The organism is Bacillus sp. RC252, assembly GCF_044909215.1.
Lineage (GTDB): Bacteria > Bacillota > Bacilli > Bacillales > Bacillaceae_G > Bacillus_A > Bacillus_A mycoides.
In genome coordinates this window covers 91072-115185 of record NZ_JBIYDV010000012.1, presented here as the reverse complement: position 1 = coordinate 115185, position 24114 = coordinate 91072, and the positions used below count along the sequence as shown (strand labels likewise).

Here is a 24114-nt window from a genome sequence, read left to right as displayed (position 1 = left end):
ACGTTCATTGTGTATGTTATTCGTTTTTTATCGTTCTAGAAAACTGGTTATTGTTAGTTTCCTGACAGTGGGGGATTAATAATAAAAAAGAATAAATATAAGCTTGCGTAAATGTTATGGAAAATCAAATCCTTGTTTACATTGAGGATGTCGAAAACAGCTTATGGAGGAGCAACAATGATGAATCTTCGTAAAAAGATAATGAGGCTAGCATTAGTGGGAACGATTGTTCTAGGTACAGGAAGCATAATGAACGATAACGAGGTAAAAGCTGAGACGAAAAAAGCAGGACAGCTCACTTCTTATTGTGGAAACAGGGCAGTACAGAAGTGAAAAAAACTCTGTGTTTCTTTTTAATTAATATATTTATTGGGAAAAACTTCGGAATTCCAGGCACAAATGCTCCTTCTATCCTATAATAGAAGCTATTCTGGACGTAAGCAATTTGTAAGGAATGAGTAAGAAAAAAGAGATTTTCATAGTATAAAATATTTATTATACCTGCGTATAACACCTACTACTAATAATGTGTTATAATACGAATTAGCAACATAAAGGAAAGGAATTAGAAAAAATGACATTACAAAATACTAAAAATTTAAAAAAACAAGTTGCTCCTTTTGAAAAATCAACGGCAAAAAAAAGTGTTTGGCAAATCATCAATACGGTAGTGCCATTTATTATCTTATGGTACCTTGCTTATAAAAGTTTGTCCGTTTCTTATTGGCTAGCATTAGTTCCATCTCTGTTAGCCGCTGGATTTATGACACGGGTTTTCATTATTTTTCATGATTGTACCCATCATTCTTTTTTTAAAAGTCGCCGTGTAAATAGAATAGTAGGGACATGTATGGGTGTTTTAACTTTATTCCCGTTTGATCAATGGGGGCATGAGCATTCCGTTCATCACGCTACAAGTGGTAATTTGGATAAGCGAGGTACAGGAGATATTTGGACGCTTACAGTGAATGAATATTTGGCAGCGCCATTTAGACTCCGTTTAGCATATCGTTTATATCGCAACCCATTCGTTATGTTTGTGTTAGGTCCGATTTATGTTTTCTTACTTAAAAATAGATTTAACAGAAAAGGTGCTAGAAAGAAGGAACGCATGAACACCTATTTGACGAATGTTTTAATTGTTGCTTTAGTAGGGTTACTTTGCTGGGCAATCGGATGGCAATCGTTTCTTTTAGTACATGGTTCCATATTCTTAATAGCAGGTTCAATAGGTATTTGGCTGTTTTACGTACAGCACACATTCGAGGATTCTTATTTTGAAGAAGATAAAGATTGGGAATATGTGAAAGCGGCAGTGGAAGGAAGTTCGTTTTATAAACTTCCCAAAATCCTGCAATTTCTAACTGGTAATATTGGATTTCATCATGTTCACCATTTAAGTCCAAGAGTACCTAACTATAAACTAGAAGAGGCACACAATAATACGCTTCCTTTAAAGAATGTACCAACGATTACTCTTGCTACAAGCTTGCGGTCAATCCGTTTCCGTCTTTGGGATGAGCAAAACAACAATTTTGTTAGCTTTAAAGACGTTAAAAAATTAGTGAAAAACAATGTTTCTATTCCAGTAAAATCAGAACTATAACTTCATCAAATATGACTGACTCCCCTTAATCATTTTCGATTTAAGGGGAGTTTTTGTTTAAATGGTAAATGCCGGATAAACAGCAAACTTAAATGATTTAAATTGTAATGGAGGTGGATTAGGAAATAGTAGGTATTAATATTAGAGGACGATAAAAATATTATGTTAACAATTTAGGGCGATTGATATTACTTTTTTCAATAGATATTATGCTTAGTCTCTGAGTATATTTCATCTGGTATGTATCATGTCTTTTACAAGAAACGTATGATTTAAAACTTAATACAATCTGCAGAAAATACATATAAAAATGATGTTACCTTAATGATAAAAGGGTATTACGCTATAAAATAAATGATAATAAGAACAGTAAAATTATTTTAAGATAACAAAATACAAAACGGACAAACTCAATTATCCTTGAATTTGTCCGTTCAGTTACTGGTGAAAAAGGAGGAGTATGTAAATGTAATGTACATATAGTCTAAAACTGTTTAAAGATATGTGAATGTATTTAAAGTGGGTTTCTTTACACTTATTTATTACTTTTTAGTTTGCCTAGATAGTTCAACAGACTTTTGCGTACAACGCTGCATAGCTGAAATGATTGCTGTTCGTAAGCCTTTTTCCTCTAATGTTGCTACAGCTTCTATCGTTGTTCCGCCAGGAGAACAAACCATATCTTTCAATGCACCTGGATGTATTCCTGTTTCTAGTACCATTTTTGCAGAGCCTAATACAGCTTGAGCTGCGAATTTATATGCTTGATTTCTTGGCATACCATCTAGTACGGCAGCATCTGCCATCGCTTCTATAATCATATATACGTATGCTGGCGAAGAACCACTTACAGATGTTACAACGTCCATTAATTTTTCGCTTACAATCTCTGTTTGACCAAAGCTATTGAAAATGTTTAGCACATCTTCTAAATCTTTTTCTGTCACCATTTCATTAGGGCATAACGCAGACATTCCTTCTCCAACAAGAGCAGGGGTGTTAGGCATTACTCTTACAACCTTTAATTTTTTAGCAAAAGCTTTTTCAGTACTTTTAATGCTTTTCCCGGCAGCGATCGTTACGACGATAACATCGTTTTTGATTATTTCTTTTATTTCGTTAATGATTGATGCGTATAGGTCTGGTTTAATTGATAAAATTAAAATATCAGCATTTTTAGCTACTTCATTGTTGTCAGTAGTTGTAGTTAGCCCATATTTTTCACTAGCATTTTTTAAATTCGTAGTGTTTAAATCCGAGCAAAGAATATTATTTGCAGACACTATCTTTTTGTTTAGCATCCCACCAATCATAGCCATTCCCATATTTCCGCAACCGATGAATCCAATTTGTTTATCCATAATAACTCAATCTTGCTCCTTTTATAATAAATTATATCATTTTGAAATTGTTATCTTAAAATAACAATAACATCTCCATGCAATATAAAGAAACATTCTAAGAGAATATATTCCTTTTTGCAACACCAAAAGTTGAAAATCAATTATATTCGACATTATGTAAATATATACACTTTAATTTTAGGTTTTATGTTGATGAATATGAGGTAAACTTATATCGATTTGTATTTTCATTCAGTAGGGTAATAATTTCATACAAGTAACTTGCCGCTCTATTTATTTTTAAAAATACTTCTTGACACCAAATCAAATTATATCGCATAATATAAAAAATTAAACCGAAAATCGTTGAAGGGAAATAGTACATATGTCTTCTTGCGAAAGAGAGTGGAATTCACCGGCTGAAAGATTCCTCGTATAGAATGTATCGAACCTATCCCTGAGTCTTAAATGAAAGTTTAGGCGTACGCCTGCGTTATAGGCGCCAAGTGGATATCTATGTATATCAATTAAGGTGGTACCGCGGAACAATGACCGTTTCGTCCTTTTTATTTTATTAAGGGCGAAGCGGTCATTTTTATTTTGCCCTTTAGTACTATAGGTGCAGCATTGATGAGGATAGACATAGCTGCAAACTGTATAAATAAAAGTGTAATTTATAAAAACTTTGATTTTAGACTTGGGGGATAAAAAAGTGAAAAAACAACGAATTGTTGTAAAGATTGGGAGCAGTTCCTTGGCAGCAAGTCATGGAGGCATCTGTAAAGAACAACTTTCAGATCACGTTGCTGCATTGGCACGATTGAAAGAGGAAGGGCATGAAGTTTTGTTGATTACATCTGGGGCAGTCGCTGCAGGTTTTTCTGCTCTAGGGTATCCTAGCAGACCTGTGACAATTAAAGGGAAACAGGCTGCTGCCGCTGTCGGGCAAAGTTTATTAATGCAGGCGTACACGGAGGAATTCCGTAAATATGGTATCGTTACTGCACAACTTTTACTAACGAGAAGTGACTTTTCTAGAAAAGAACAATACAGTAACGCTTACGCTACTTTAGGAGAGCTACTAAATCGTTCCGCTCTTCCTATAATCAATGAAAATGATTCCATTTCTTTAGAAGAGCTGACGTTCGGTGATAATGATATGCTGTCAGCTTTAGTAAGCGGACTTGTTTCGGCAGATATGCTCATGATTTTTACAGATGTGAACGGTTTATATGACCAAAATCCTCAGAAAAATGCGGATGCGAAAAAATATCATTTCCTTCCTGAGGTAACGGAAGAAATTGCTTCTCTTGCTGGAGATGCTGGTTCAAAATTTGGGACTGGCGGTATGAAATCAAAAATCGATGCTGCAAAGACGGCACTATCTCTTGGAGTGAGTGTATTTATCGGAACGGGATGTGGACAGGAGAAGTTTTTAGATGTTATGAAGGGCAAAGGTGATGGAACATATATCGGGAATGCTCCTCAAAAAGTGATTAAGATGAACAAGCAATGGATCGCCTTGCATTCGCTTGTTAGCGGACAAATTGAAGTAGATGCGGGGGCAGCTTCTGCCATCATTCAGCATGGTAAGAGTCTTCTTCCTGCTGGTGTTACAAATGTGTCAGGATTTTTCCAAGTGGGTGAAGTCGTGGAAGTAATCACGCAACAAGGGCGCGTAATAGGAAAAGGACAATGCACATATAGCGCAGAGGAACTAAGGAATTTAAAAGGTATGCAAAGCCAAGATATTCAAGCAAGAGGCGAAAGGCATAATTATGAAGTCATCCATAGAGATCACTGGGTTTCATTTTAAGAAAAGAGAGCACTCAAATTTTAATGGGCAGGAAAGATTTAGATACTGGTGTTAAATGGTTCTCAAATAAAAACTGATTAACCTTAAAAAGGAGGAAATAAAAATGAATGAAGTGTTGGCAAAGGGGAAAAAGGCGAAAGAAATTGCTAGAGAACTTGTACTTAAATCTACAAATCAAAAAAACGAAGCACTTGCTGCGATTGCTGATCAGATGATAGTAGAAACAGCTTATATTTTAGAGGAAAACAAACGGGATATTGAAGAAGGGAAGACAAAAGGATTTTCTGATTCTCTTCTTGATCGCCTTATGCTGAATGAACAGCGTATCATTGATATGACTGAAGGTATTAAGCAACTAATTGATTTACGTGATCCTGTTGGAGAATGTGTTAGTGCATGGGAACGACCAAATGGATTATCTATTCAGGAGATGCGCGTACCACTTGGTGTTGTCGGAATGATTTACGAGGCAAGGCCGAATGTGACAGTGGATGCTGCTACAATTTGCTTGAAAACAGGAAACGCAGTAATACTACGTGGTAGTTCTTCTGCTATTCATTCTAACAAAGCCATCGTTAGCGTTATTCACCGAGCGATTAAACAAACAAGCTTGCCTCCAGAAAGCGTACAGCTCATAGAAGATACAACGCGCGATAGTGCAAAGCAGTTGTTTACATTGAATGAGTACTTGGATGTTCTTATCCCAAGAGGCGGCAAGCAGTTAATAGATACTGTAGTGAGAGAAGCATCTGTTCCAGTACTTGAAACAGGTGCGGGAAATTGTCATATTTTCATTGATGAAACAGCGGATAAACAAATGGCATTTAATATTATTATAAACGCAAAAACGCAGCGTCCATCTGTATGTAATGCAATTGAAACGATTATACTTCACGAGAATTGGGCGCAGCAATTTGGTAGCGAGCTCTTTTCTTCCTTGAAGGAAAGAGGCGTGGAGCTACGTGGTGATAATAAAGCATTGGCAATTGATTCTTCTATTGCATTAGCTTCAGAAGAAGACTGGGAAACAGAGTTTTTATCTCTCACACTGGCAGTTAAAGTGGTTTCCACTACGGAAGAAGCGATTCATCACATAAATACGTATGGATCTATGCATTCCGAAGCGATTATTACAGAAAACGAGGAAAGCGTCAGTAAGTTTTTCACATCTGTTGATGCGGCTGCACTGTATCATAATGCATCAACTCGTTTTACTGATGGATCTGAATTCGGATTCGGCGCAGAAATTGGCATCAGTACACAAAAGCTACATGTAAGGGGACCAATGGGGTTACCTGCATTAACTTCCACAAAATATGTGATTCGTGGGAATGGACAGATTCGGAGATAAGAATTATAAAAGAACAAGTAATAAGATGAAGACACCCAATTCAGTTTAAGTGTCTTCATCTTATTACAATTATTCATTTACCATACAAAAAGCCCCACAAGCATAGCGCTTAATAAGGAAACAGCCATTCCGCTAACAAGAAGCTTCCAAACATTTTTACCGATTATTGATGATTTTTCCCCGCCAAATAATGAATTGTAAGTTCCATAAATCATACCTACTGTACTAAAGTTTGCAAAAGAAGCTAAAAATGTAGTGGCAACTGCAATTGTATGTGGTTGTAAAGACTTTAGGTTTGATTTTAAATCCATCATTGCAACAAATTCATTCGTTGTTATTTTTATCCCCATTAATTCAGCTACATACATAGCATCTTTTCCTGATAAACCAAGTAAAAAAGCGAAGGGACTAAAGATAATCGAGAAGATTTTTTGAATTGTTAAACCTGTTACAAAAAAGCTCAAAATACCATTTAAACATGCTGTTAAAGCTACATATCCAATTACCATCGCTAAAATAACAATAACCATATTCATCCCAACTAACATACTGTTTGAAATAGTAGAAAAGAAATCTTTTTTTTCATTTTTTGAAGGTGAATAAATAACATCTTCTTCTTTAGTAACTTCTACAGGATTTAAAACATTAGCCAAGATTAATGCGTTAATACAGTTTAAAGGAATAGCACTGAAAATATATGTTGCTGGAACCATTGATAGATAAGCACCAAGAATGGATCCGCTGACGCTACTCATACTCATAATTCCAAAAGTCAACAAACGATTTTCTTTTAACACAGATAATTGATCACGAACAACCGCAAGTGCTTCCGTATTTCCTAAAAACATCATTTGAATGGAAAAGAAGCTTTCTAACTTTGGTAAACGAGAAATCTTTGAAATGATTGCACCAACTTTATCAATAATCCAAGTTAAGATTCCAAAATACGAAAGAATATCAAAAAAAGTGATAACAAAAATGATAGGAAGTAATGCGCTAAAGAAGAAATCAACTGTTTGATTTTCCATAGCTGAAGGAAATGCAAATCGAATACCTTCATTAGCGCACGATAGTAGCCAACTGAAAAATGATGCAATTTTATTAATGATAATACTGCCCAATTTGGTTCCTAACATAAACCACGTAATAAAAAGCTCCAATATTATTAGAATAACGATTGGTCTCCATTTTATTTTTCTTTTATTAGGCGAACATAGGAAAACGATTAATATTACAACGAAAATCCCTAACATATTTAATATAAAATGCATGTCAACAACTCCTTGAGGCTTATTATTTGTATATAAAAAAGCCCCTATTCTTCCAAATTTGGATTATGATCAGAAGTTATGAAGAATTTAAGTTATGTTTGGGGTTAATCTATTTCGATTTATGTACTAAAAATTAATGTTTTTCCGCTTTATAAAGGATATGTATTAATAATGTAAAGCGACAAAATAAATCTATTGACGGAACAAGGGACAACTAATAACTGCATCCATTTTTAAATTGTTTAGGTGAAATACCCGTATGTTTTTTTAAGACTTTTGTAAAATGACTTTTGTCGTGAAAATTTAGTAATGTAGAAATTTCGGTTATAGAATATCTCGTATAAGTCATTAACTTTTTTGAAAAGGGAAGATAAATAACTAACTAGGGTTTAGTGTGACTATTTCTGCTAGATGGGATAGTGATGCCTCTGAAATGATGGACGATATGCCATTACGAGCATTAGTGAACTTTAGCGCAGGTACTTTCACAGAAGAAATGTTGAGTGAAATAATTGGGCTATTGAACGATGCACAAATGAATTAATAAGAGGTGAATGCAGGGAAGTTAGGCAGGAGATAACGGCCCGTAAATGCCTAATTAAAGTTTTACTTTATCCATTGAATATTCTTTGCTGAATTTTAATTAAGCTTAATAATTCATTGCAGGACGTTTCTCCAGCATGCAAAAAGGCAAATGAGAGTTAGAATCTCATTTGCTTTTTTTGTACTTTTTCTGCTAAATGTAGAATCGTATGCTTGTCTATCATCTTTAATCATTGCTTATAAATATGAACGATGAGATGGCCATGAACCTTGGAGTTTACGAAGTTGTATAATTTGACCTGTATGATAAGCATCATGCAATAGGATATTCAGATATTGTTGCCAAACTGGTAGAGAAGGACTTGGTTGATCCAGTTCTGTTTCTTGAAGGGATGTTAATGAAGATTGTAAGGCATCATGTACTTGAAGCGTTCGCTTCACTGTTTGTTGCCACGCTTCATCATCATTAGGTCCACCTTGGACAAACGTGTCATCATTATTTTGTGGAGCAACAAACGTGTCATCATTATTTTGTGGAGCAACAAATGTGTCATCCAGATGTAAGCGGGAAAGTAAACGCTCTTTAAAGGTTAGTAAATGGTTTGCATTTTCCCAAATCGTATTACTGGCCGTTCCTTCAGGTTGCCAACATGCTTGTGCAGCGGTAAGATTCTTTAACGCTTCTGATATCGGTGGGTACCATTCTTCTTCGTAAAAAACTTGCTTGACCCCATTTTGTAATATTTCTTTTTTACTCATTCGTATAGCCTCCTTAACTATGAGATAGACCGGCAATAAGTGTTAGAGAAATTAAGTAGAAACGTACCTACTTATCATCTAATTGATATTTGGAAGTCTCTAAAAGAACAATACGGCGCCGTTGTAGTAATTGCAGAAACAAACTTAGGCTTTCTAAATCATTTTTCTTACTGCAATAAATTCTCCTTTCTCTTCAATAAACCTGCCTCATAGTTGAACAAGAAAATTAACTGTAGCTTAAATTAAAAAATTTGTAGCAATATAAAGTTTCAGAAGATTTTAAAATTCCAAAAAATTAGAAGGTATAATTCGATAAATATAGAATTTGATAATTAGCAAATAAGGAGGGGATTAAATGGAAGTCTTTCACGTAACGAGTAGAAAGAGGGAAACGTACAACGTTCAAATGAAGTATTCGATACTTTTCGAATGTGCACTTGGCATTGCGGCAGTTACTCATAAAAGGTTAATCGACACGCTTGAAAAATCTCAAAGTGAATGGGAAAAAATTAGACAATCATTATCGGTAGAGATGAGAGAGCATTTACAGTTCGTAGAAGAAAATAATACATGGAAAGCATTACTTCAGTTATTGTATGAGGGAGATTTTCAGGATCTATCACAGTTTATTGCAAATATCGATTCACTTTCAGAAGAAGATTTAAAGTATATATGTTTACCGTTTTTAGGAGAAGCGTATCAAGCGAAAAGACGTTTAGCTGCAAGCGGAGAAGTATCTGTAATACATGAACTAAAGGAACTGACACATGATCATCAGTTTTTCTCTACGTATATAGAGTTTGTATGTCATGCCGATGTGCGCGAACTAAAAACGCATTTAATCGCCGTTATGACAGGTTGGTATGACAGTGTTGTAAAAAAAGAGGCAGAAGAAATTGTTTCTATACTACAGCGAGATTATGAAGCGAAAAATGAAATGAATAAAAAGATGAAACCGGAAGAGTTTGTCGAGTGGGCTACAGGTGGAGTTACATATATGCCAGAGCCAAGTGTTCATCACGTACTTCTTATCCCGCAAATTACATACAGACCGTGGAACATAGAAGCTGATATTGAAGATACGAAAGTGTTTCATTATCCAGTCGCAAATGAAAGTATACATCCAGAAGATCCGTATGAGCCGAGTTATTTTTTAGTTCATAAACATAAGGCGCTCGGGGACGAGGCAAGGCTTCGTATTGTAAAACTACTATTTGAACAAGAGCGTACGCTGCAAGAAATAACGGAAAGATTACAACTAGGAAAATCGACAGTACATCATCATTTGAAACTTTTACGTTCAGCAAAGTTAGTTGATATTCAAGACGGAAAATATGTGTTGAGAAAGAAAGCAGTGCAGTCTTTAGCGAAAGAATTAGATGCATTTTTGAATAGATAATATACAACGAGAATGTACATAAAGGGAGGAATTTAATAGAAAAGTTGGTGAGCTATAGTGAAGAGTGTATTGAAAAACCGTTCATTCTTTTTTATGTGGATAGGTAGTGCGATTTCGGAATTAGGCGGGGCTTTCGGGACGTTATGTAATTCAATTCTTGTATATGAGTTAACAGGATCGAAAACAGCATTAAGCAGTATGTGGTTACTATATCTAATTCCTTCTCTCATACTGCAACTTATAAGTGGCCCATTTATTGATAAATGGAGCCGAAAGTGGATTATGATTTTTTCGCAATGGATGCGGGCATCTGTTTTCTTACTGCCTTTGGTGATGCTAGTTACTAGCGGTATAGAAGTTTGGCACATTTACGTTGTCCAAATTATAGTTGGTCTCATTACGCCTCTTTATACCCCTGCGAGCCAAGCGATTACACCAACTGTTGTGAATAAAGAGCAGCTTCAAGACGCGAATGCGTATATTGATGGAATGACTCGTCTTATGATGTTTCTCGCGCCAGTAATAGGTGGTATCGTCATTAAATTTATTGGAATCGAACTTACGCTATCTTTCGTATGTATGTGTTTATTTATAAGCGGAGGATTATTGCTTTTCATAAAAGAAAAGAGGGTACAGCAAGAGATTCGAAAAACGTGGATAGAACAGTTTCTTCATGGTTTTACATACTTTTTCACAAAACCAATAATCGTTTGGCTCGGTATATTTCTTACTTTCGTTCAATTTGGAGTTGGGGTAACGATGGTTACAAACCTACCTTATATAAAAGATGAGCTGTCAGCGGGATATGCGGAGTACGGTTACTTCATGGCAGGTTCCCCACTTGGCTATGTAGTTGGATCAATATTAGTCGGAAAAGTAACATATAAAAGCCGGCGAATACTTATGCTTGGAGGATTGTTTATAGGTGGCCTTACATACATTTCTTTAGGGTTCAATCACAGTATCATAATTGCGGTAATTATTGAAGTAATTGCGGGTATTTGTATTTCATTTTTCAATGTTCATAATACGACGATATGCCAACAAACTGTCCCAAATAATATGATAGGAAAAGTATTTTCAGTGCGATTATTTTTCATACGATCGGCAATGCCATTAGGTGTGTTATTAGGGGGAATACTGAGTGAAATGTGGGGAGTGAGAGTACTATACTTTATCATTGGCTCGATTATATGTGTCACTTCTTTAATAGGAATATTGCTTCCGTATTTCAAATTTTTAGATGAGGCAATTGAGGAGAAGTCAGCATAATTCTAAAAATTAGAAACTTTTTAATTGAAAATAATTATCATAATCAACTATAATGAAAGAATACTAGTATTCTTTCATTATAAAGAGGGAGTGGGAAATATGTTTATCGAAACGAAAACATTTACAGTAAAAGAAGGTACATCAGATATAGTTGTAGAGCGTTTTACAGGAGAAGGCATTATTGAAAAATTTGAAGGCTTCATCGACTTAAGTGTTCTCGTGAAAAAAGTGAGACGCGGAGATGAAGAAGTAGTAGTTATGATTCGCTGGGAATCGGAAGAAGCATGGAAAAACTGGGAAACAAGTGAAGAGCATTTAGCTGGACATAGAGCGGGCCGCGGTAAGCCAAAGCCAGATCATATCATTAAGGTTGAGCACGGGGTTTATTATGTGAAATCATCGAAATCGGCTTATCAACAGTCGTAAAAATACATTTGTTTAATTATATTCTTTCGAATAAATAACCATCTATCTGCTTACTGATAGATGGTTATTTATATTGAATAAAGAGAATGATTCGCATGTGATGTAAGAAGAATTAACGGACAGGTTAAAACTAGAAATGTTATAATATAAACTCGATCAGTGAGTAAGATTAGGAGGGACAATAATGGTTCAATCGATAGTTCATATTGCATTAGTAGTAAAAGACTATGACGAGGCAATAGAGTTTTATACAAAGAAACTAAATTTTACATTAGTTGAAGATATTTATCAGCCAGAAGAAAACAAACGGTGGGTAGTGGTATCTCCTCCAGGTTCAGTCGGTACCACAATATTACTAGCCAGGGCATCTAAACCTGAGCAAGAGCCCTTTATTGGTAACCAATCAGGTGGTAGAGTATTTCTTTTCTTAAATACTGATGATTTTTGGAGAGATTATAATGAAATGATTTCAAGAGGAATAGAATTTGTGAGAGAACCGAAAGAGCAATCATACGGAATTGTTGCAGTATTTAAGGATTTATACGGGAATTTATGGGATCTGTTGCAACTAAAGGATGATCACCCAATTGCACAAAGAATTAATAGAAAGCAATGCGACTAAGCATTTCACATGTATGTGAAAATAAAATAGAGCTCGGTATGTAAAAATTAGCAGTGTTTATAATGGAAATGTATGAGAAAAAATATAATTCAATATCGTTTAAAAGGTGTTTGCGTATTTTAGAAACTGAGAAATATCGATATATTCTTATAGGAATTCTATTACGTGCTCAATAACTTTGGAGGGTAAAAATGATAGAAAATCTTTCATTTATTACATATGAAAACCATAAAGAGTTAGTACATAAAATTCTAAATGAATATATAGCTAGGAATGAAGAGAGTGGATTAATGCTCATCGGATCTATAGCAAGAGGTGACGCATACCCCGAATCCGATTTAGATTTATACGTTCTTTTAGAGAATGGACAAAAGAAAGATTTTCATTCTGAAAAGAGAGAAGGTATTTTAATTGAATATAAGTATGCAGATTTTAATAGAATTCAATTAAACTTTAAAAATAATCCAATGGAATTATACTCTTTTCTAGAAGGAGAAATTTTATTTGATAGTAACGGTGAGTTGAAAAGGTTAAAGGAAATAGCTCAACATAAATATGAAAATTATTCTGTTTCTAGTGATAAAGTAAAAGGCATTTCTCATTGGTTACATAGTTCGCTTATTAAAATTCAGGCTGCTTTGAAAGCAAACGATGAGTTAAAAGCTTCATACATAGTTCACACATCAATGTGGACATTGCTAGAGGGAATATGGGCTATTAATAACAGACCAACACCTCCAGCTGGATCTGCTTTGAAATATATTGAAACATTATCTAAAGTACCGACGAATTTTGCAGGTTTTATAAATAAATTGTTTTTAGGTGATACGACAGAGCGTATCTCTTCAGCAGTTTTCTTGATTGAGTGGATTTTACTTAATTTGGAGAATAAATGATATAGCTATAACACTTGTCAACTTATATAGGTAAATCGATACTCCATGTCGAATTTTTCATATGATTGCATTCATTTCGAAAAACGTTCTAAGCTATAGGAAAAAGCATAAGACTATAAAAAAGTCTTAGACGGTATATCTTTCTTTACATATGTAAGTGTTATCAATATGAGTATATATACCCTCTGCTTAAAAGGAGATGAGTGAATGAAGTTGAATCATTTAAATCTATGTGTTGATGATTTATCAGAAGCTAGACATTTCTTTGAAACATTTTTTGATTTTCAATTTTTGGAGCAAAAGGGAAAGGCACTTGTAGTAATGAGTGATGAGAGTGGATTTATACTTGTGCTAAGTGATCCAAAAGCATTTAAGGTGAATAAGGAAGTTATGTATCCTGAAGCTTTTCATATTGGTTTTTTAGTGGAAACTTCAAGTGAAGTTGATCAATCATATAATCGTTTAGTAGCTGGTGGCATTGAAATAGACAAGAAACCGTATTCAATGAGAGGTAGTAGTTATGGTTTTTATTTTACAATGTTTAATGGATTGTTAATTGAAGTATCTTGCCTTGACTATAGAGATGGTAAGAAAGTCTCAAAACTGAATGGCACTCATCAAGAATAATTCTTTGAAGGTGTATATATAGCCCCTTATCCAGTTTGGAAAGGGGCTTGATCATTTTATTCGCTTATTTAATGGAACACCAAAGTAAAAAATAAGCATCTTTTAGTCAAAAGCCCGATTGATTCAACTAATAATCAGTGGGGGATGACAAAACCCCTATTGATTAAAGTTTCACTTTATTAATCTAACCGAATTTCAAATTCAAGCATAGCTTGATCTTTCATAAATGGCATACTTTGTTCTTTAAATAATAAGCTAATTTCAGAGAGATTATTAGGAAGAGTAGGGGAAACTACAAATTGGTAGCTCACATGTCCATCTGTTCCAGTCCATCCTTCTGCCCAGCAATCGTATGTATCATTTATCGATAATTCAACAAGGCTATGTGTATTATTCTCATTAAGTGTATTGTTTTTTGGATCCCATTCCTTATATAAATTAATTACACTAGCGTTAGAATATTGACGAATAAAGGTTACAGTATACACAGTTTCTTTATGTTCATAAGTTTTTAAAACGGGTATATGTTTTTTAAACTTAGTCGGCTCGACGCGAGGTTTAAACTCATCTTCGTCCATCATAGATGAGAATAATAAATTTAAATAATCGGGATATAACCCGTTCTGCTTTGCCCAATTAGAAATGGCTTCATCTGGTGGGAAACCCGGATTCCCATTCGAAAGTTCTTTCCGTTCTTTTAATAAAGAGCAAATTTTTTCATCAATAGAAGATAAGCGTTCATCATAATGATCAGTAGGGCGTTCAAAAGGCATTCGTTGCATAATCATTCCTCTTTTCCTTTATTTTGTTTTCATATTTTATTATAACTGAAACAATTCTCATTTTTTACAATATAATCAATTAATTTAAATATTTAGAAAAACAGGATGTTTATGTGTTAAAATAAATATAGAAAACCATTTATTAACTATCGGTAGGTTAATAGAAAAAGGGTGTAAATAGTTAATAATGTCACAATTAAAATGCAACTAGATAGTTAGGAGGAATGATTATAATGGATACTACACAACAAAACAGTAATGCATGGGATAAGAAGGTTGAAGAAGGTTCTAGATACACTCAACCTGTAAGTAGTGAGGTTATTGAAAAAAGTAAATCAGGTGAATGGGAAATCACAGTCACCACAGAAAAATCAGTTCCTAGAGATTGGTTTCCAAAGTCATTAGAGGGATTAAAGATACTTTGTTTAGCATCAGGTGGAGGGCAACAAGCACCAGTACTGGCTGCTGCTGGAGCAGATGTAACAGTTACTGATATATCTAAGAAGCAATTGGAACAAGATGAAATGGTAGCGGAACGGGATGGATTAACTTTAAAAACAGTACAAGGAGATATGTCAGATCTTAGTGATTTTGAAGATGAATATTTTGATATTGTCGTAAATCCTGTTTCTAATTTGTTTGTAAAAGATGTTCATCTTGTATGGAATGAGATTTCAAGGGTTTTAAAGAATAAAGGTATTCTTATTTCTGGATTTACAAATCCTTTACTATGGATTTTTGATGACAACCAAGAACAAAAAGGTATTTTGGATGTTAAACATTCAATACCTTCATCAACATTGGATTATTTACCAGAGGATGAAGTTCAAGATTATATTAATTTAAATCAAACAATAGAATACGCACATACTCTAGAAGATCAAATCCAAGGTCAAGTTGAAGCTGGTTTTGTTATAACGGGTTTTTACGAGGATGATTTTGGTGGAACAAGGATATTAGATAAGCATATTAAAACTTTTATTGCTACAAAAGCTATAAAGTTAAAGGTTGATTAAAATTTTTGGCTCGTTAGTCGAAGAAGGAAACTTGAAAACAGTAAAAGTTCAATGTATGTCAAAAAGGATGGCAAGTGCCATCCTTTTCCTTGTGTAGTTTGAGTGTCAAAACAAGTTTTACTCCTCTTAACTGAACCCGTTATAATAAATAGTCCATCTTTTCACATTAATTTTTCACATCATTATATAGTTCCAGCGCCTCTTTCACATTCAATCTATTTTTTACAATGCCATGAATCGCTTGAATCATCGCAGTTGGATGTTCGGATTGCCATATGTTTCGGCCCATGTCTACTCCGATTGCGCCTTCTTGCAGCGCATTGTACGTAATGTTTAATGCGTCTTCGATTGAATCTAGTTTCGGTCCGCCCGCGATTACGACTGGAGCAGGGCATGTGCTTGTGATTTTTTCGAATCCTTCGCAGTAGTACGTTTTAATAATATCAGCTCCCATTTCAACACATACGCGGGAGGCGAGTGCTAGAAAGCGAGCTTCACGTTTTTGTAGTTCTTTCGCAACGGCGGTAATACCGAGTACTGGCAGGCCGTAATCGTGAGCTTCAGAGACTACGTTTGCGAGATTTGAAACAGTTTGTGTTTCATAGTCTGATCCAACAAAGACAGAAACGCCGACGCCAATTGCGTTTTGTTTTACTGCTTCTTTCACAGGTGTAACAATTGTTTCATTCGCTAAATCTTTGCCGACTACAGTTGCCCCGCCTGATACACGCATAACCATCGGTGTGTTGCAGTTTTCAGGAATACAGGAACTTAATACGCCTCGTGTTAAAAAGAGGGAATCAGTATATGGAAGCAAGTTTTTAACTGTTTCTAACGGTTGTTCAAGTCCGTGAATTGGCCCTAAAAAGTAGCCGTGATCTATCGCTAACATAACCGCTCTGCCGTCAGGTAAAATTGTGTTTAATCGATTTTTAAATCCCCAAGTCATTAGGAATCACTCCTTCGTTAATGTTGGATTTTCAGTTTGTACAGTATCTTTATTTGGTAAATGTGGTGACTTTATAAAAACAGCTTTAAAAGGCTTATCAGAATGGTTAATAAGATAATGGGATTCATGAGGTCGAACTTGCAAGACATCCCCTTGTTTGATCGGAACTCTCTCGTTATTCACATAGAAATCTATTTCGCCTTCTAACGCATAGAAGACCTCTTCGCACGTTGTATGATAGTGATTTTGAAACTCTTGCCCAGGCTGAATCACGACTAGGCCAAGATCGATATTTGGACCTTGTATTAAATATTTAGGCCCGTTATCACCGAAGCGATAGGAGAAATCATTTTCATTCGCTTTTAACATACATTTCACTCCTTTATCCCGCGTTAACGGGCAGTAAAACTCCCATCTCAAAATTTGGCTGGAGCAAAGAAGTTAGGGGGAGGTCAACTGCCCGTAAACGCCCGATTGGTTCAACTAATAATCAGTGGGGGAGGAACAAACCCCCCACTGATTAAAGTTTCACTTTATGTAATGTGTTACAGAGCACCGGGTGCAATCCACATATGTGAGGTAAGCCCTTTATCGGCTAAAGCGAGCTGACTGTTATACACAGTTTTCCATGTTTCATAGAATTCCTTATATAGTTCATGATTTTCAGTGACTGGCTCAAATGTTTTTTCCCACTGTACAAACTGTTCGGCAGTCGCTGCCATAGATGAATATATGCCAGCACCAACCCCAGCAGCAATTGCAGTTCCTAAAGCTGCCGCTTCTTTTACAACTGGTACTTTCACTGGGATTCCAAGAACGTCTGAAAGAATTTGCGGCCAAAGTTTTCCTTTAGCAGCGCCGCCAGCAAAAATCACTTCAGAAGGAAATTTCCCTGTGAGAGCCTCTATTAATTTCAAGTTGCCGAATGTAACGAAGGCGGCATTTTCTTCTATTGCCCGGAACATTTCTTTTTTACCGCATTTTTCAGCATCTAAACTTAAATTTAAAAAGGATGGTGCAGCATGTCGCCAAGAAATATAATTCATTACATTTGAAAAAGTGGGGATTATGCCATGTGAGCCTACAGGAACTTCTTTCGCTTGTTCTTCTAGTAATTCATAAGCATCTACACCGAGTTTTTCAGCGAGCCGTTTTTCTTCATGGCAAAAGGCATCTCGAAACCACCTCATAACAAGGCCAGGGAAGAAAGCAATTGTTTCGTATTGCCATAGGTTAGGAATGACGTGGCAATTAACACGAATCGCCGCATTTGGATCAGTTTCTGGTTTTGTTATATTTACTTCTTGTTGCCAAAAACTGCCTCCGCATATAAATGTTTGTTCAGGCTTTACAACTCCAGTTCCAAGCGATGCCATTTGTGCATCTCCGCCGCCAGCAACGACCGGTGTTCCTTCATGTAATCCTGTTAACTCAGCACTTCGTTTTGTGATATTCCCGATAACTGTACCAGCTTCATTTACTTTTGGAGAAAAGGATAGAGTAAGACCGCATTGCTCAGCAACCCAGTTATCCCAAGCTCTATTTTGTAAATCGAATATACCGGACGTACATCCGTTTGAAGGATCAATTTGTAGTACGCCGCACAATTTATATAAAATCCAATCGTTTAACATCGTGAAAGAATGAATGCTCCTGTACACGTCTGGTTCATGTTTTTTAATCCAAAGTAAGCGAGGTAAAGCACCTAATGAAAAAGTTTGACCAGATTTTTTATATAAATCCTTTTCAATTTCGGAACGAATTTGTTTTAGTTCACTAACTTCCGCTGACGCGCGGCCATCAACATTTGCACAAGCCCATATTTCCTGCCCGTTTTTATCGTATAAAACAAAGCCTTCACGCATACTCGTTGCACTAATACCTTTAATAGAAGAGGAGGACGTATTACTTTTTTGAAGAACCTCTTTCGTACATTGTTGAACGAGCTGCCAGTTTTCAGTTACATCAAAATTCATAGAACCAGGGTAACGACTATCTGATTTATGAATCCATTCTTTTTGACTAACAGCAAGTTGATTACCGTTTAAATCAAAAAGAACTGCTCGAATGCTCCCTGTACCAGCGTCGTAAGCTAATAGAGTAGACATTGAGAGTCACCTTCCTTTCTTAATAAGGAGAGGGCAGTTTCTTCATCGGTAATTAATGTATGAATGAACTTTCCTTTTAAGGCGCCGTAAATTGCAGCTATCTTTTCCGTACCGCCAGCTACACCAACGACATGTTTCATATTTTGAAGAACAGAGAGTGGTGTGCCGATAAGACGGTTATGATGGGGAAGTTCTAATTGTTTTCCGTCAGTATTATAAAATTGCCCTAAAATATCTCCAGCCCCGTTTTGACTACGTATATAAGTCATTTCACGTAGTGTTAATTTTTCTTCTTTCACAATTGTGGCGTCTTGAGATAAGCTGCCAATGCCAACTACTGCTGTATGAGCGAGTGAAGCGACGTGAAGCATATCTTTCACGCTCGGTTCAGATAGAATAATTTGTGTCATTTCGTTTGTAGATGTTAGAAAAGGGGTAGGAATAATATGAAGATCGCCTTGCATGTAGTTTAAATAGCTTTGATTTCTTGGAATATAGTGATTTACGCCTCCTGTAAGAGTAACGATTGAAAGACTCATAGAGCTATCAAAATGAATGTTTTCTAGCATTTTACTTATCGTCTCTCCCCAGCCAATCCCAAGTAAATCACCTTGTTGCAATTGAGTTTCTAAATATTGTGCGGCAGCTTTTCCGAGTGAAAATGCATAATCTTCAGTTGGCGTTGGAATAACGAAAGCATCTTTTAGATGGAATTTTTTCATAAGATCACGTTCGATGCTTAAACAGTGCAAACCAGTACCTTTTACGTGAAATGTGACGACACCTTCCGTCCGTGCTTTATCTAACAACCGAACGACTTTATTTCTTGAAATGTGAAGAAGTGAAGCAATTTCTTGCTGGGTTAATTGATCTTTATAATAGTACCAAGCTACTTTTGTTAACAAATTGTCTTCAAAATTCAGCTGTGACATGCTCTTCATCCCTTTCAACAATTGACCACTGCTTAAACATATGTGCTCGTTATTTTGTTTATTCCAGTTGAAGCGATAAAGTGAAACTTTAATCAGTGGGGGGGTATTCATCCCCACTGATTATTAGCTCTCACCAATCGGGCGTTTACGGGCAGTTGATCTCCCACCTAACTTCTTTGCTCCAGCCGAATTTTGAGGTGGGAGTCTTATTGCCCGTTAATGTGGGATAAATAGTCTGGTGAAAATAATACGCAAAAATCTTTATCAGTAGGAGAGATTATTTTAAAAAGGTATCCAGATATTAACGCATTAATATGTCCAGATGCAACGGCACTTCCAGCGATGGCGTAAGCTGCTGGAAATTTGGAAATGGATAAAAAAGTAGCCGTAACTGGATTTTCAACACCAAGTGTTATGCGTGATTATGTAAAACGAGGAACAGTACAACAATTCGGTTTATGGGATGTTAAACAACAAGGTGCCCTCGCAACGTATGTTGCAAATGAAATTGTTGTAAAAGGGAAGAAGTTAAAAGTAGGGGACAGCTTTGAAGTGAAAGGAATCAGCAAAGTGAGAGTAGAACCAAACTCAATTCAAGGGTATGACTATGAGGTAGAAGGAAACGGTATTATCGTACTTCCTGAACGAGTTGTATTTACGAAGGATAATATTGATAAGTATAATTTCTAGTAGAAAATAAAAACGTCCGAATATATCGGACGTTTTTATTATGTCGTTTTTTTAGTCTATTCATTAATTGTGAACAGCTTCTTTTTCATTTAACCCAAGTGTGCGTCCTGTTGAAGCGTGAAGCTCTTGGAACAGTCTTGGATTTTCCGTAAGTGACACGCCGTAAGAAGGGACCATTTCTTTTATCTTTGGCTCCCATTCTAGTATACGTTCTGGGAAGCATTTTTCTAATACTTCAAGCATAACGTGAACCGCAGTAGAAGCACCTGGAGAAGCACCAAGTAACGCAGCGATTGATCCGTCATTTGCACTAACAACTTCTGTACCAAATTGAAGTGTTCCTTTACCACCTGCATCAGTATCTTTAATTACCTGCACACGTTGTCCAGCAACGACAGTATCCCAATCTTCACTTTTAGCGTTCGGAATAAACTCACGTAATTCTTCCATACGCTTTTCGTGTGATAACATAACTTGTTGGATTAAGTATTTTGTTAATCCCATTTCTTTTACACCGGCTGCTAACATCGTTAAGACGTTATTCGGTTTTACAGAACCAATTAAATCAAGGTTTGAGCCAGTTTTTAAGAATTTAGGTGAGAAGCCTGCAAATGGTCCAAACAGTAAAGCTTTTTTGTTGTCTATATATCTTGTATCAAGGTGAGGTACAGACATTGGCGGAGCACCAACTTTAGCTTTTCCGTATACTTTTGCATGATGCTGCTCTACAACTTTTGGGTTTTTACATACCATAAATAGTCCACTTACTGGGAATCCTCCAATATGTTTTGACTCAGGAATACCAGTCTTTTGAAGTAGAGGTAGACTACCGCCACCGCCGCCGATAAAGACGAATTTCGCAGTATGATGTTCGATTTTGCCACTATTCATATCGTGAACTTTTACTTCCCACAAACCATTCTTCGTGCGTTTAATATTTTCAACACTATGTTTGTAGTTTAGCTCAACATTTTTAGTTTTTAAGTAATCAAATAACATGCGCGTTAACGCACCGAAGTTAACATCTGTTCCAGAGTCAATTTTCGTTGCAGCCATTGGTTCATTAGAGTTACGGCCTTCCATAATGAGTGGAAGCCATTTTTTTAATGTGTCAGGAGCATCAGAAAATTCCATTCCTTGGAATAGAGCGTTTTTTGAAAGCGCTTCAAAACGGTTTTTTAGAAACTCTACATTTTTTTCCCCTTGCACCAAACTCATATGAGGTAGTGGCATAATAAAATCTTGTGGATTACGAATTAAGTTTTTCTTAACAAGATACGCCCAAAATTGTCTTGAGAGTTGAAATTGCTCATTTACTTTTACAGCTTTACCAATATCTATAGACCCGTCAGATTTTTCGGATGTATAGTTAAGCTCACATAGCGCAGAATGTCCTGTACCAGCATTATTCCATTCGTTAGAACTTTCTTCTCCGGCATTTGTGAGTTTTTCAAATACTTTAATTTCCCATTCAGGTGCCAATTCTTTAAGTAATGATCCTAACGTTGCGCTCATAATTCCAGCGCCAATTAAGATAACGTCTGTTTTTTGCTGCATGTTGCTCATGATAATCTCTCCATCCCCTATATTGGCAAAAAAGAGTAGGTGTTTTTATATCTAAGCCGTAAAAAGAAAACACCGCCTAGGCCCCACCTAGGTATTTACCTTTTTTGTCTCAATTATATAACCATCTCATACTCTATTATAATAATTAATAGACTAAAATATCTAGTGTTATCTGATAATTTTAAACTATTTAACGCTTTATTTTGTAGAATTCTTCTGCCATAAGGGTAAAAAGCATTGTAGTAAAGCGGGATTTGGAGAAGAATTCCAGTTTGATGTTATCTCAAAAAAACTTACTAATACTTTTATTTTTAAGTTTTAATCTTTGAGAATTTGTAAAAATCTGTTTTTATTACATCTTATTTGAAAAAAATAACAAATAGATGATAAGATTATTCTGAAAATAATTAAGGAGGGATACCAATGCTTACAAAAGAACAAGTCGCAAACTTATTTCGAAACTTTTCTGTGAATGAATGTAAAGGATCTAGTGACTTATACGAATATTTATCAATAAAAATTTCTGAAGATGAGGAAGTTCTTACGTTGGCTTCCTACGCACAACCTGGTCAACCAGTCCCAAACTTATTATTAGGTGCAGTCCATTATTTATTGTTAAAAGGAAAAGAGCACAGTTTAAAAAACTATTATCAAAGTTTAGTTGAAAATGCTGATATAAATTTTGAAAATGCCTTTCACCAATTTAAAGATTTTTGCCATGTATATCGTGAAGAAATAATTACTTTATTACAAACGAAACTCGTTCAAACGAATGAAGTAAGAAGATGTGCCTATTTGTATCCAAGTTTCTGTTACATATTTAATAAAGTGAACAAACCGTTAGCGTTAATAGAAATTGGTACAAGTTCAGGATTACAACTATTTTGGGATCAATATAGTTATTCATATGGAATGGAAGAAGTGTATGGAAATACACAATCGAATGTTCATTTAACCTCTGAAATAAGAGGGGATAATATGCCGTATTTGCTAAAACAAAGTCCACCTGTCGTAGAAAGAATCGGACTAGATTTACACGTGAACGATTTAAATGATGACGAAGACTATTTATGGTTACGAGCGCTTATTTGGCCAGAACATAAAGGAAGACTGGTACTATTCAATCAAGCGGCAGAACTTGTAAAAGAACAATCAGTGCAATTAATTGAAGGAGATGGTGTAGTGCTTCTACCATCCATTGTAGATCAAATAAGGGAAGATGCAGTGATTTGTATTTTCCATACACATGTAGCGAATCAAATACCAGAAGATGTGAAACATACGCTAGAAAAACAAATTAAAGAAATTGGTGCAAAACGTGATGTATTCCACCTATATAACAACATGTGGGACCGGGACCTTCATATTGATTATTATATTAACGGAAACGAATATTGTGAAACGGTTGGGGAAACGGAAGGACATGGAAAATGGTTTAGTTGGGGGCTTGGGGATAAGACGTTATGCTAAGGTAACTCTACTGGTCATGGGCTTTATCATGTATATTTCAAATCAATAAGATGAGGGAAGAATCTTGAGTAGTTCGAACAACATGGAGAAAAAAGCTAAATCACGGTATAAATGGTTACAGGAATAAAAATATAAGTAGCACACAAAAATGCTTGGGAGAAATCCAAAGCATTTTTTGAATCATTATGTAATTCTTTTAAATTTAATCACTCGTTTAACAGTCACATTGTAATAAATATTCGTACAAGAAAAATACAGTAAACGAAACTTAGAAATACATTTATACTCCATAATGTATCATGTATTTTTGCTCTGCTGTTGCTTGTACAATTTTTGAAGCCAGTTCAGTAAGTTCAACAGAATCTTTAAAGTACCTTGAAGAGGTAACTGCTTCATAAAATATTGATAATGACTCAGGTGGAATAATTGTGATACCCCAATAAGCTAAACCATATTCTGGGTTCTTGAATGTATGAAAGTACGTTTTCATGATTGATAAATGTTGATTAAAACTACTGATAATATCATCATCAATAGAAACACAATGATATTTCTCTGGGGTATACTCATTGTAATTTTTTTGATGATTGAAATCATCAATTATTCCAAAATCATGAACACAAGGCATCTTTATCATCCTTTCACAGGTATATAATTTTAATAAGGAGAT

General features: G+C 35.5%; 23 protein-coding genes, 2 pseudogenes and 1 other annotated feature. Of the genes and pseudogenes, 14 read left to right on the top strand and 11 right to left on the bottom strand.

Annotation, left to right across the window (positions count from 1 at the left end; genetic code table 11):
- Positions 1-177 precede the first annotated feature (177 nt).
- Together ABH960_RS17955 and desA are read left to right on the top strand one after the other, a co-directional pair.
- A complete protein-coding gene (locus ABH960_RS17955) occupies positions 178-333 on the top strand; it encodes a hypothetical protein (RefSeq protein WP_404447189.1) in 156 nt (51 codons plus the stop codon).
- A 241-nt stretch (positions 334-574) separates the two neighbouring features.
- Positions 575-1606, top strand: coding sequence for a Delta(5) desaturase DesA (gene desA, locus ABH960_RS17950; protein WP_404447186.1), 1032 nt, complete (start codon positions 575-577; stop codon positions 1604-1606).
- Positions 1607-2148: 542 nt separating this feature from the next.
- Here desA and proC read toward each other — a convergent pair.
- Positions 2149-2967 (bottom strand): pyrroline-5-carboxylate reductase, encoded by an 819-nt coding sequence (proC, locus tag ABH960_RS17945; protein ID WP_404447183.1) that lies wholly within the window; start codon positions 2965-2967, stop codon positions 2149-2151.
- A 339-nt stretch (positions 2968-3306) separates the two neighbouring features.
- Positions 3307-3517: a binding site (T-box leader), on the top strand.
- 144 nt (positions 3518-3661) lie between these two features.
- On the opposite strand from proC, the gene proB reads away from it, so the two are divergent.
- Both proB and ABH960_RS17935 read left to right on the top strand, forming a co-directional pair.
- A complete protein-coding gene (proB, locus tag ABH960_RS17940) occupies positions 3662-4765 on the top strand; it encodes a glutamate 5-kinase (protein ID WP_404447180.1) in 1104 nt (367 codons plus the stop codon).
- A gap of 103 nt (positions 4766-4868) precedes the next feature.
- Positions 4869-6116, top strand: a complete 1248-nt coding sequence (locus ABH960_RS17935) for a glutamate-5-semialdehyde dehydrogenase (RefSeq protein ID WP_404447177.1) — start codon at positions 4869-4871, stop codon at positions 6114-6116.
- Between the two features lie 77 nt (positions 6117-6193).
- On the opposite strand, the gene ABH960_RS17930 is transcribed toward ABH960_RS17935, so the two are convergent.
- Together ABH960_RS17930 and ABH960_RS17925 are read right to left on the bottom strand one after the other, a co-directional pair.
- Entirely contained in the window at positions 6194-7387 is a 1194-nt protein-coding gene (locus ABH960_RS17930; RefSeq protein ID WP_113735796.1) for a NupC/NupG family nucleoside CNT transporter, read from the bottom strand.
- 214 nt (positions 7388-7601) lie between these two features.
- A pseudogene (locus ABH960_RS17925) lies at positions 7602-7748 on the bottom strand (helix-turn-helix domain-containing protein); the annotation flags it as partial.
- A gap of 33 nt (positions 7749-7781) precedes the next feature.
- On the opposite strand from ABH960_RS17925, the gene ABH960_RS17920 reads away from it, so the two are divergent.
- On the top strand, positions 7782-7931 hold the full coding sequence (locus ABH960_RS17920; protein WP_215564442.1) for a hypothetical protein: 150 nt from the start codon (positions 7782-7784) through the stop codon (positions 7929-7931).
- A 236-nt stretch (positions 7932-8167) separates the two neighbouring features.
- Here ABH960_RS17920 and ABH960_RS17915 read toward each other — a convergent pair whose 3' ends face one another.
- A complete protein-coding gene (locus tag ABH960_RS17915) occupies positions 8168-8689 on the bottom strand; it encodes a DinB family protein (RefSeq protein WP_404447352.1) in 522 nt (173 codons plus the stop codon).
- Between the two features lie 355 nt (positions 8690-9044).
- Between ABH960_RS17915 and ABH960_RS17910 the strand changes: the two genes are divergently transcribed.
- The 6 genes from ABH960_RS17910 (at position 9045) to ABH960_RS17885 (ending at position 13931) form a co-directional block, all read left to right on the top strand.
- The gene (locus tag ABH960_RS17910; protein ID WP_003190247.1) at positions 9045-10088 is read left to right on the top strand and encodes an ArsR/SmtB family transcription factor; all 1044 of its coding nucleotides are present in this window, start codon (positions 9045-9047) and stop codon (positions 10086-10088) included.
- 57 nt (positions 10089-10145) lie between these two features.
- On the top strand, positions 10146-11360 hold the full coding sequence (locus ABH960_RS17905; RefSeq protein WP_404447173.1) for an MFS transporter: 1215 nt from the start codon (positions 10146-10148) through the stop codon (positions 11358-11360).
- A 99-nt stretch (positions 11361-11459) separates the two neighbouring features.
- On the top strand, positions 11460-11786 hold the full coding sequence (hmoA, locus tag ABH960_RS17900) for a heme-degrading monooxygenase HmoA (protein WP_002084853.1): 327 nt from the start codon (positions 11460-11462) through the stop codon (positions 11784-11786).
- Between the two features lie 184 nt (positions 11787-11970).
- The gene (locus ABH960_RS17895; protein WP_000250787.1) at positions 11971-12408 is read left to right on the top strand and encodes a VOC family protein; all 438 of its coding nucleotides are present in this window, start codon (positions 11971-11973) and stop codon (positions 12406-12408) included.
- A gap of 191 nt (positions 12409-12599) precedes the next feature.
- Positions 12600-13304, top strand: coding sequence for a nucleotidyltransferase domain-containing protein (locus tag ABH960_RS17890; protein WP_242245823.1), 705 nt, complete (start codon positions 12600-12602; stop codon positions 13302-13304).
- A gap of 207 nt (positions 13305-13511) precedes the next feature.
- Positions 13512-13931, top strand: coding sequence for a VOC family protein (locus ABH960_RS17885; RefSeq protein WP_404447170.1), 420 nt, complete (start codon positions 13512-13514; stop codon positions 13929-13931).
- 179 nt (positions 13932-14110) lie between these two features.
- Here the strand turns inward: ABH960_RS17885 and ABH960_RS17880 are convergent, their stop codons facing one another.
- Entirely contained in the window at positions 14111-14713 is a 603-nt protein-coding gene (locus ABH960_RS17880) for a hypothetical protein (RefSeq protein WP_404447167.1), read from the bottom strand.
- A 233-nt stretch (positions 14714-14946) separates the two neighbouring features.
- On the opposite strand from ABH960_RS17880, the gene ABH960_RS17875 reads away from it, so the two are divergent.
- On the top strand, positions 14947-15729 hold the full coding sequence (locus ABH960_RS17875; protein ID WP_002127899.1) for a class I SAM-dependent methyltransferase: 783 nt from the start codon (positions 14947-14949) through the stop codon (positions 15727-15729).
- Positions 15730-15895: 166 nt separating this feature from the next.
- Here ABH960_RS17875 and lsrF read toward each other — a convergent pair whose 3' ends face one another.
- The 4 genes from lsrF to ABH960_RS17855 all read right to left on the bottom strand — a co-directional run bounded on the left by lsrF (position 15896) and on the right by ABH960_RS17855 (position 19718).
- Complete coding sequence (lsrF, locus tag ABH960_RS17870) at positions 15896-16678, bottom strand: 3-hydroxy-5-phosphonooxypentane-2,4-dione thiolase (protein ID WP_002032842.1); 783 nt, start codon at positions 16676-16678, stop codon at positions 15896-15898.
- A gap of 6 nt (positions 16679-16684) precedes the next feature.
- Entirely contained in the window at positions 16685-17047 is a 363-nt protein-coding gene (locus ABH960_RS17865) for a cupin domain-containing protein (RefSeq protein WP_000909986.1), read from the bottom strand.
- A gap of 176 nt (positions 17048-17223) precedes the next feature.
- Positions 17224-18786 (bottom strand): autoinducer-2 kinase, encoded by a 1563-nt coding sequence (gene lsrK / locus ABH960_RS17860; RefSeq protein ID WP_404447162.1) that lies wholly within the window; start codon positions 18784-18786, stop codon positions 17224-17226.
- Positions 18771-19718 carry a sugar-binding transcriptional regulator gene (locus ABH960_RS17855; RefSeq protein WP_309514991.1) on the bottom strand — a complete coding sequence of 316 codons (948 nt, stop codon included), beginning with the start codon at positions 19716-19718 and terminating at the stop codon, positions 18771-18773. Before ABH960_RS17855 ends, lsrK begins: the two co-directional genes overlap by 16 nt.
- Positions 19719-19955: 237 nt before the next feature.
- Between ABH960_RS17855 and ABH960_RS17850 the strand changes: the two are divergent.
- Positions 19956-20408 (top strand): annotated as a pseudogene (locus ABH960_RS17850) (substrate-binding domain-containing protein); the annotation flags it as partial.
- A gap of 63 nt (positions 20409-20471) precedes the next feature.
- On the opposite strand, the gene ABH960_RS17845 reads toward ABH960_RS17850, so the two are convergent.
- Positions 20472-21974 carry a malate:quinone oxidoreductase gene (locus ABH960_RS17845; protein ID WP_113937557.1) on the bottom strand — a complete coding sequence of 501 codons (1503 nt, stop codon included), beginning with the start codon at positions 21972-21974 and terminating at the stop codon, positions 20472-20474.
- 423 nt (positions 21975-22397) lie between these two features.
- Between ABH960_RS17845 and ABH960_RS17840 the strand changes: the two genes are divergently transcribed.
- Positions 22398-23444: a DUF2332 domain-containing protein gene (locus tag ABH960_RS17840; RefSeq protein WP_404447158.1), complete on the top strand. Its 1047-nt coding sequence runs from the start codon at positions 22398-22400 to the stop codon at positions 23442-23444.
- Positions 23445-23724: 280 nt separating this feature from the next.
- Here the strand turns inward: ABH960_RS17840 and ABH960_RS17835 are convergent, their stop codons facing one another.
- Positions 23725-24072, bottom strand: a complete 348-nt coding sequence (locus ABH960_RS17835) for a short-chain dehydrogenase (RefSeq protein WP_113937555.1) — start codon at positions 24070-24072, stop codon at positions 23725-23727.
- Positions 24073-24114 lie beyond the last annotated feature (42 nt).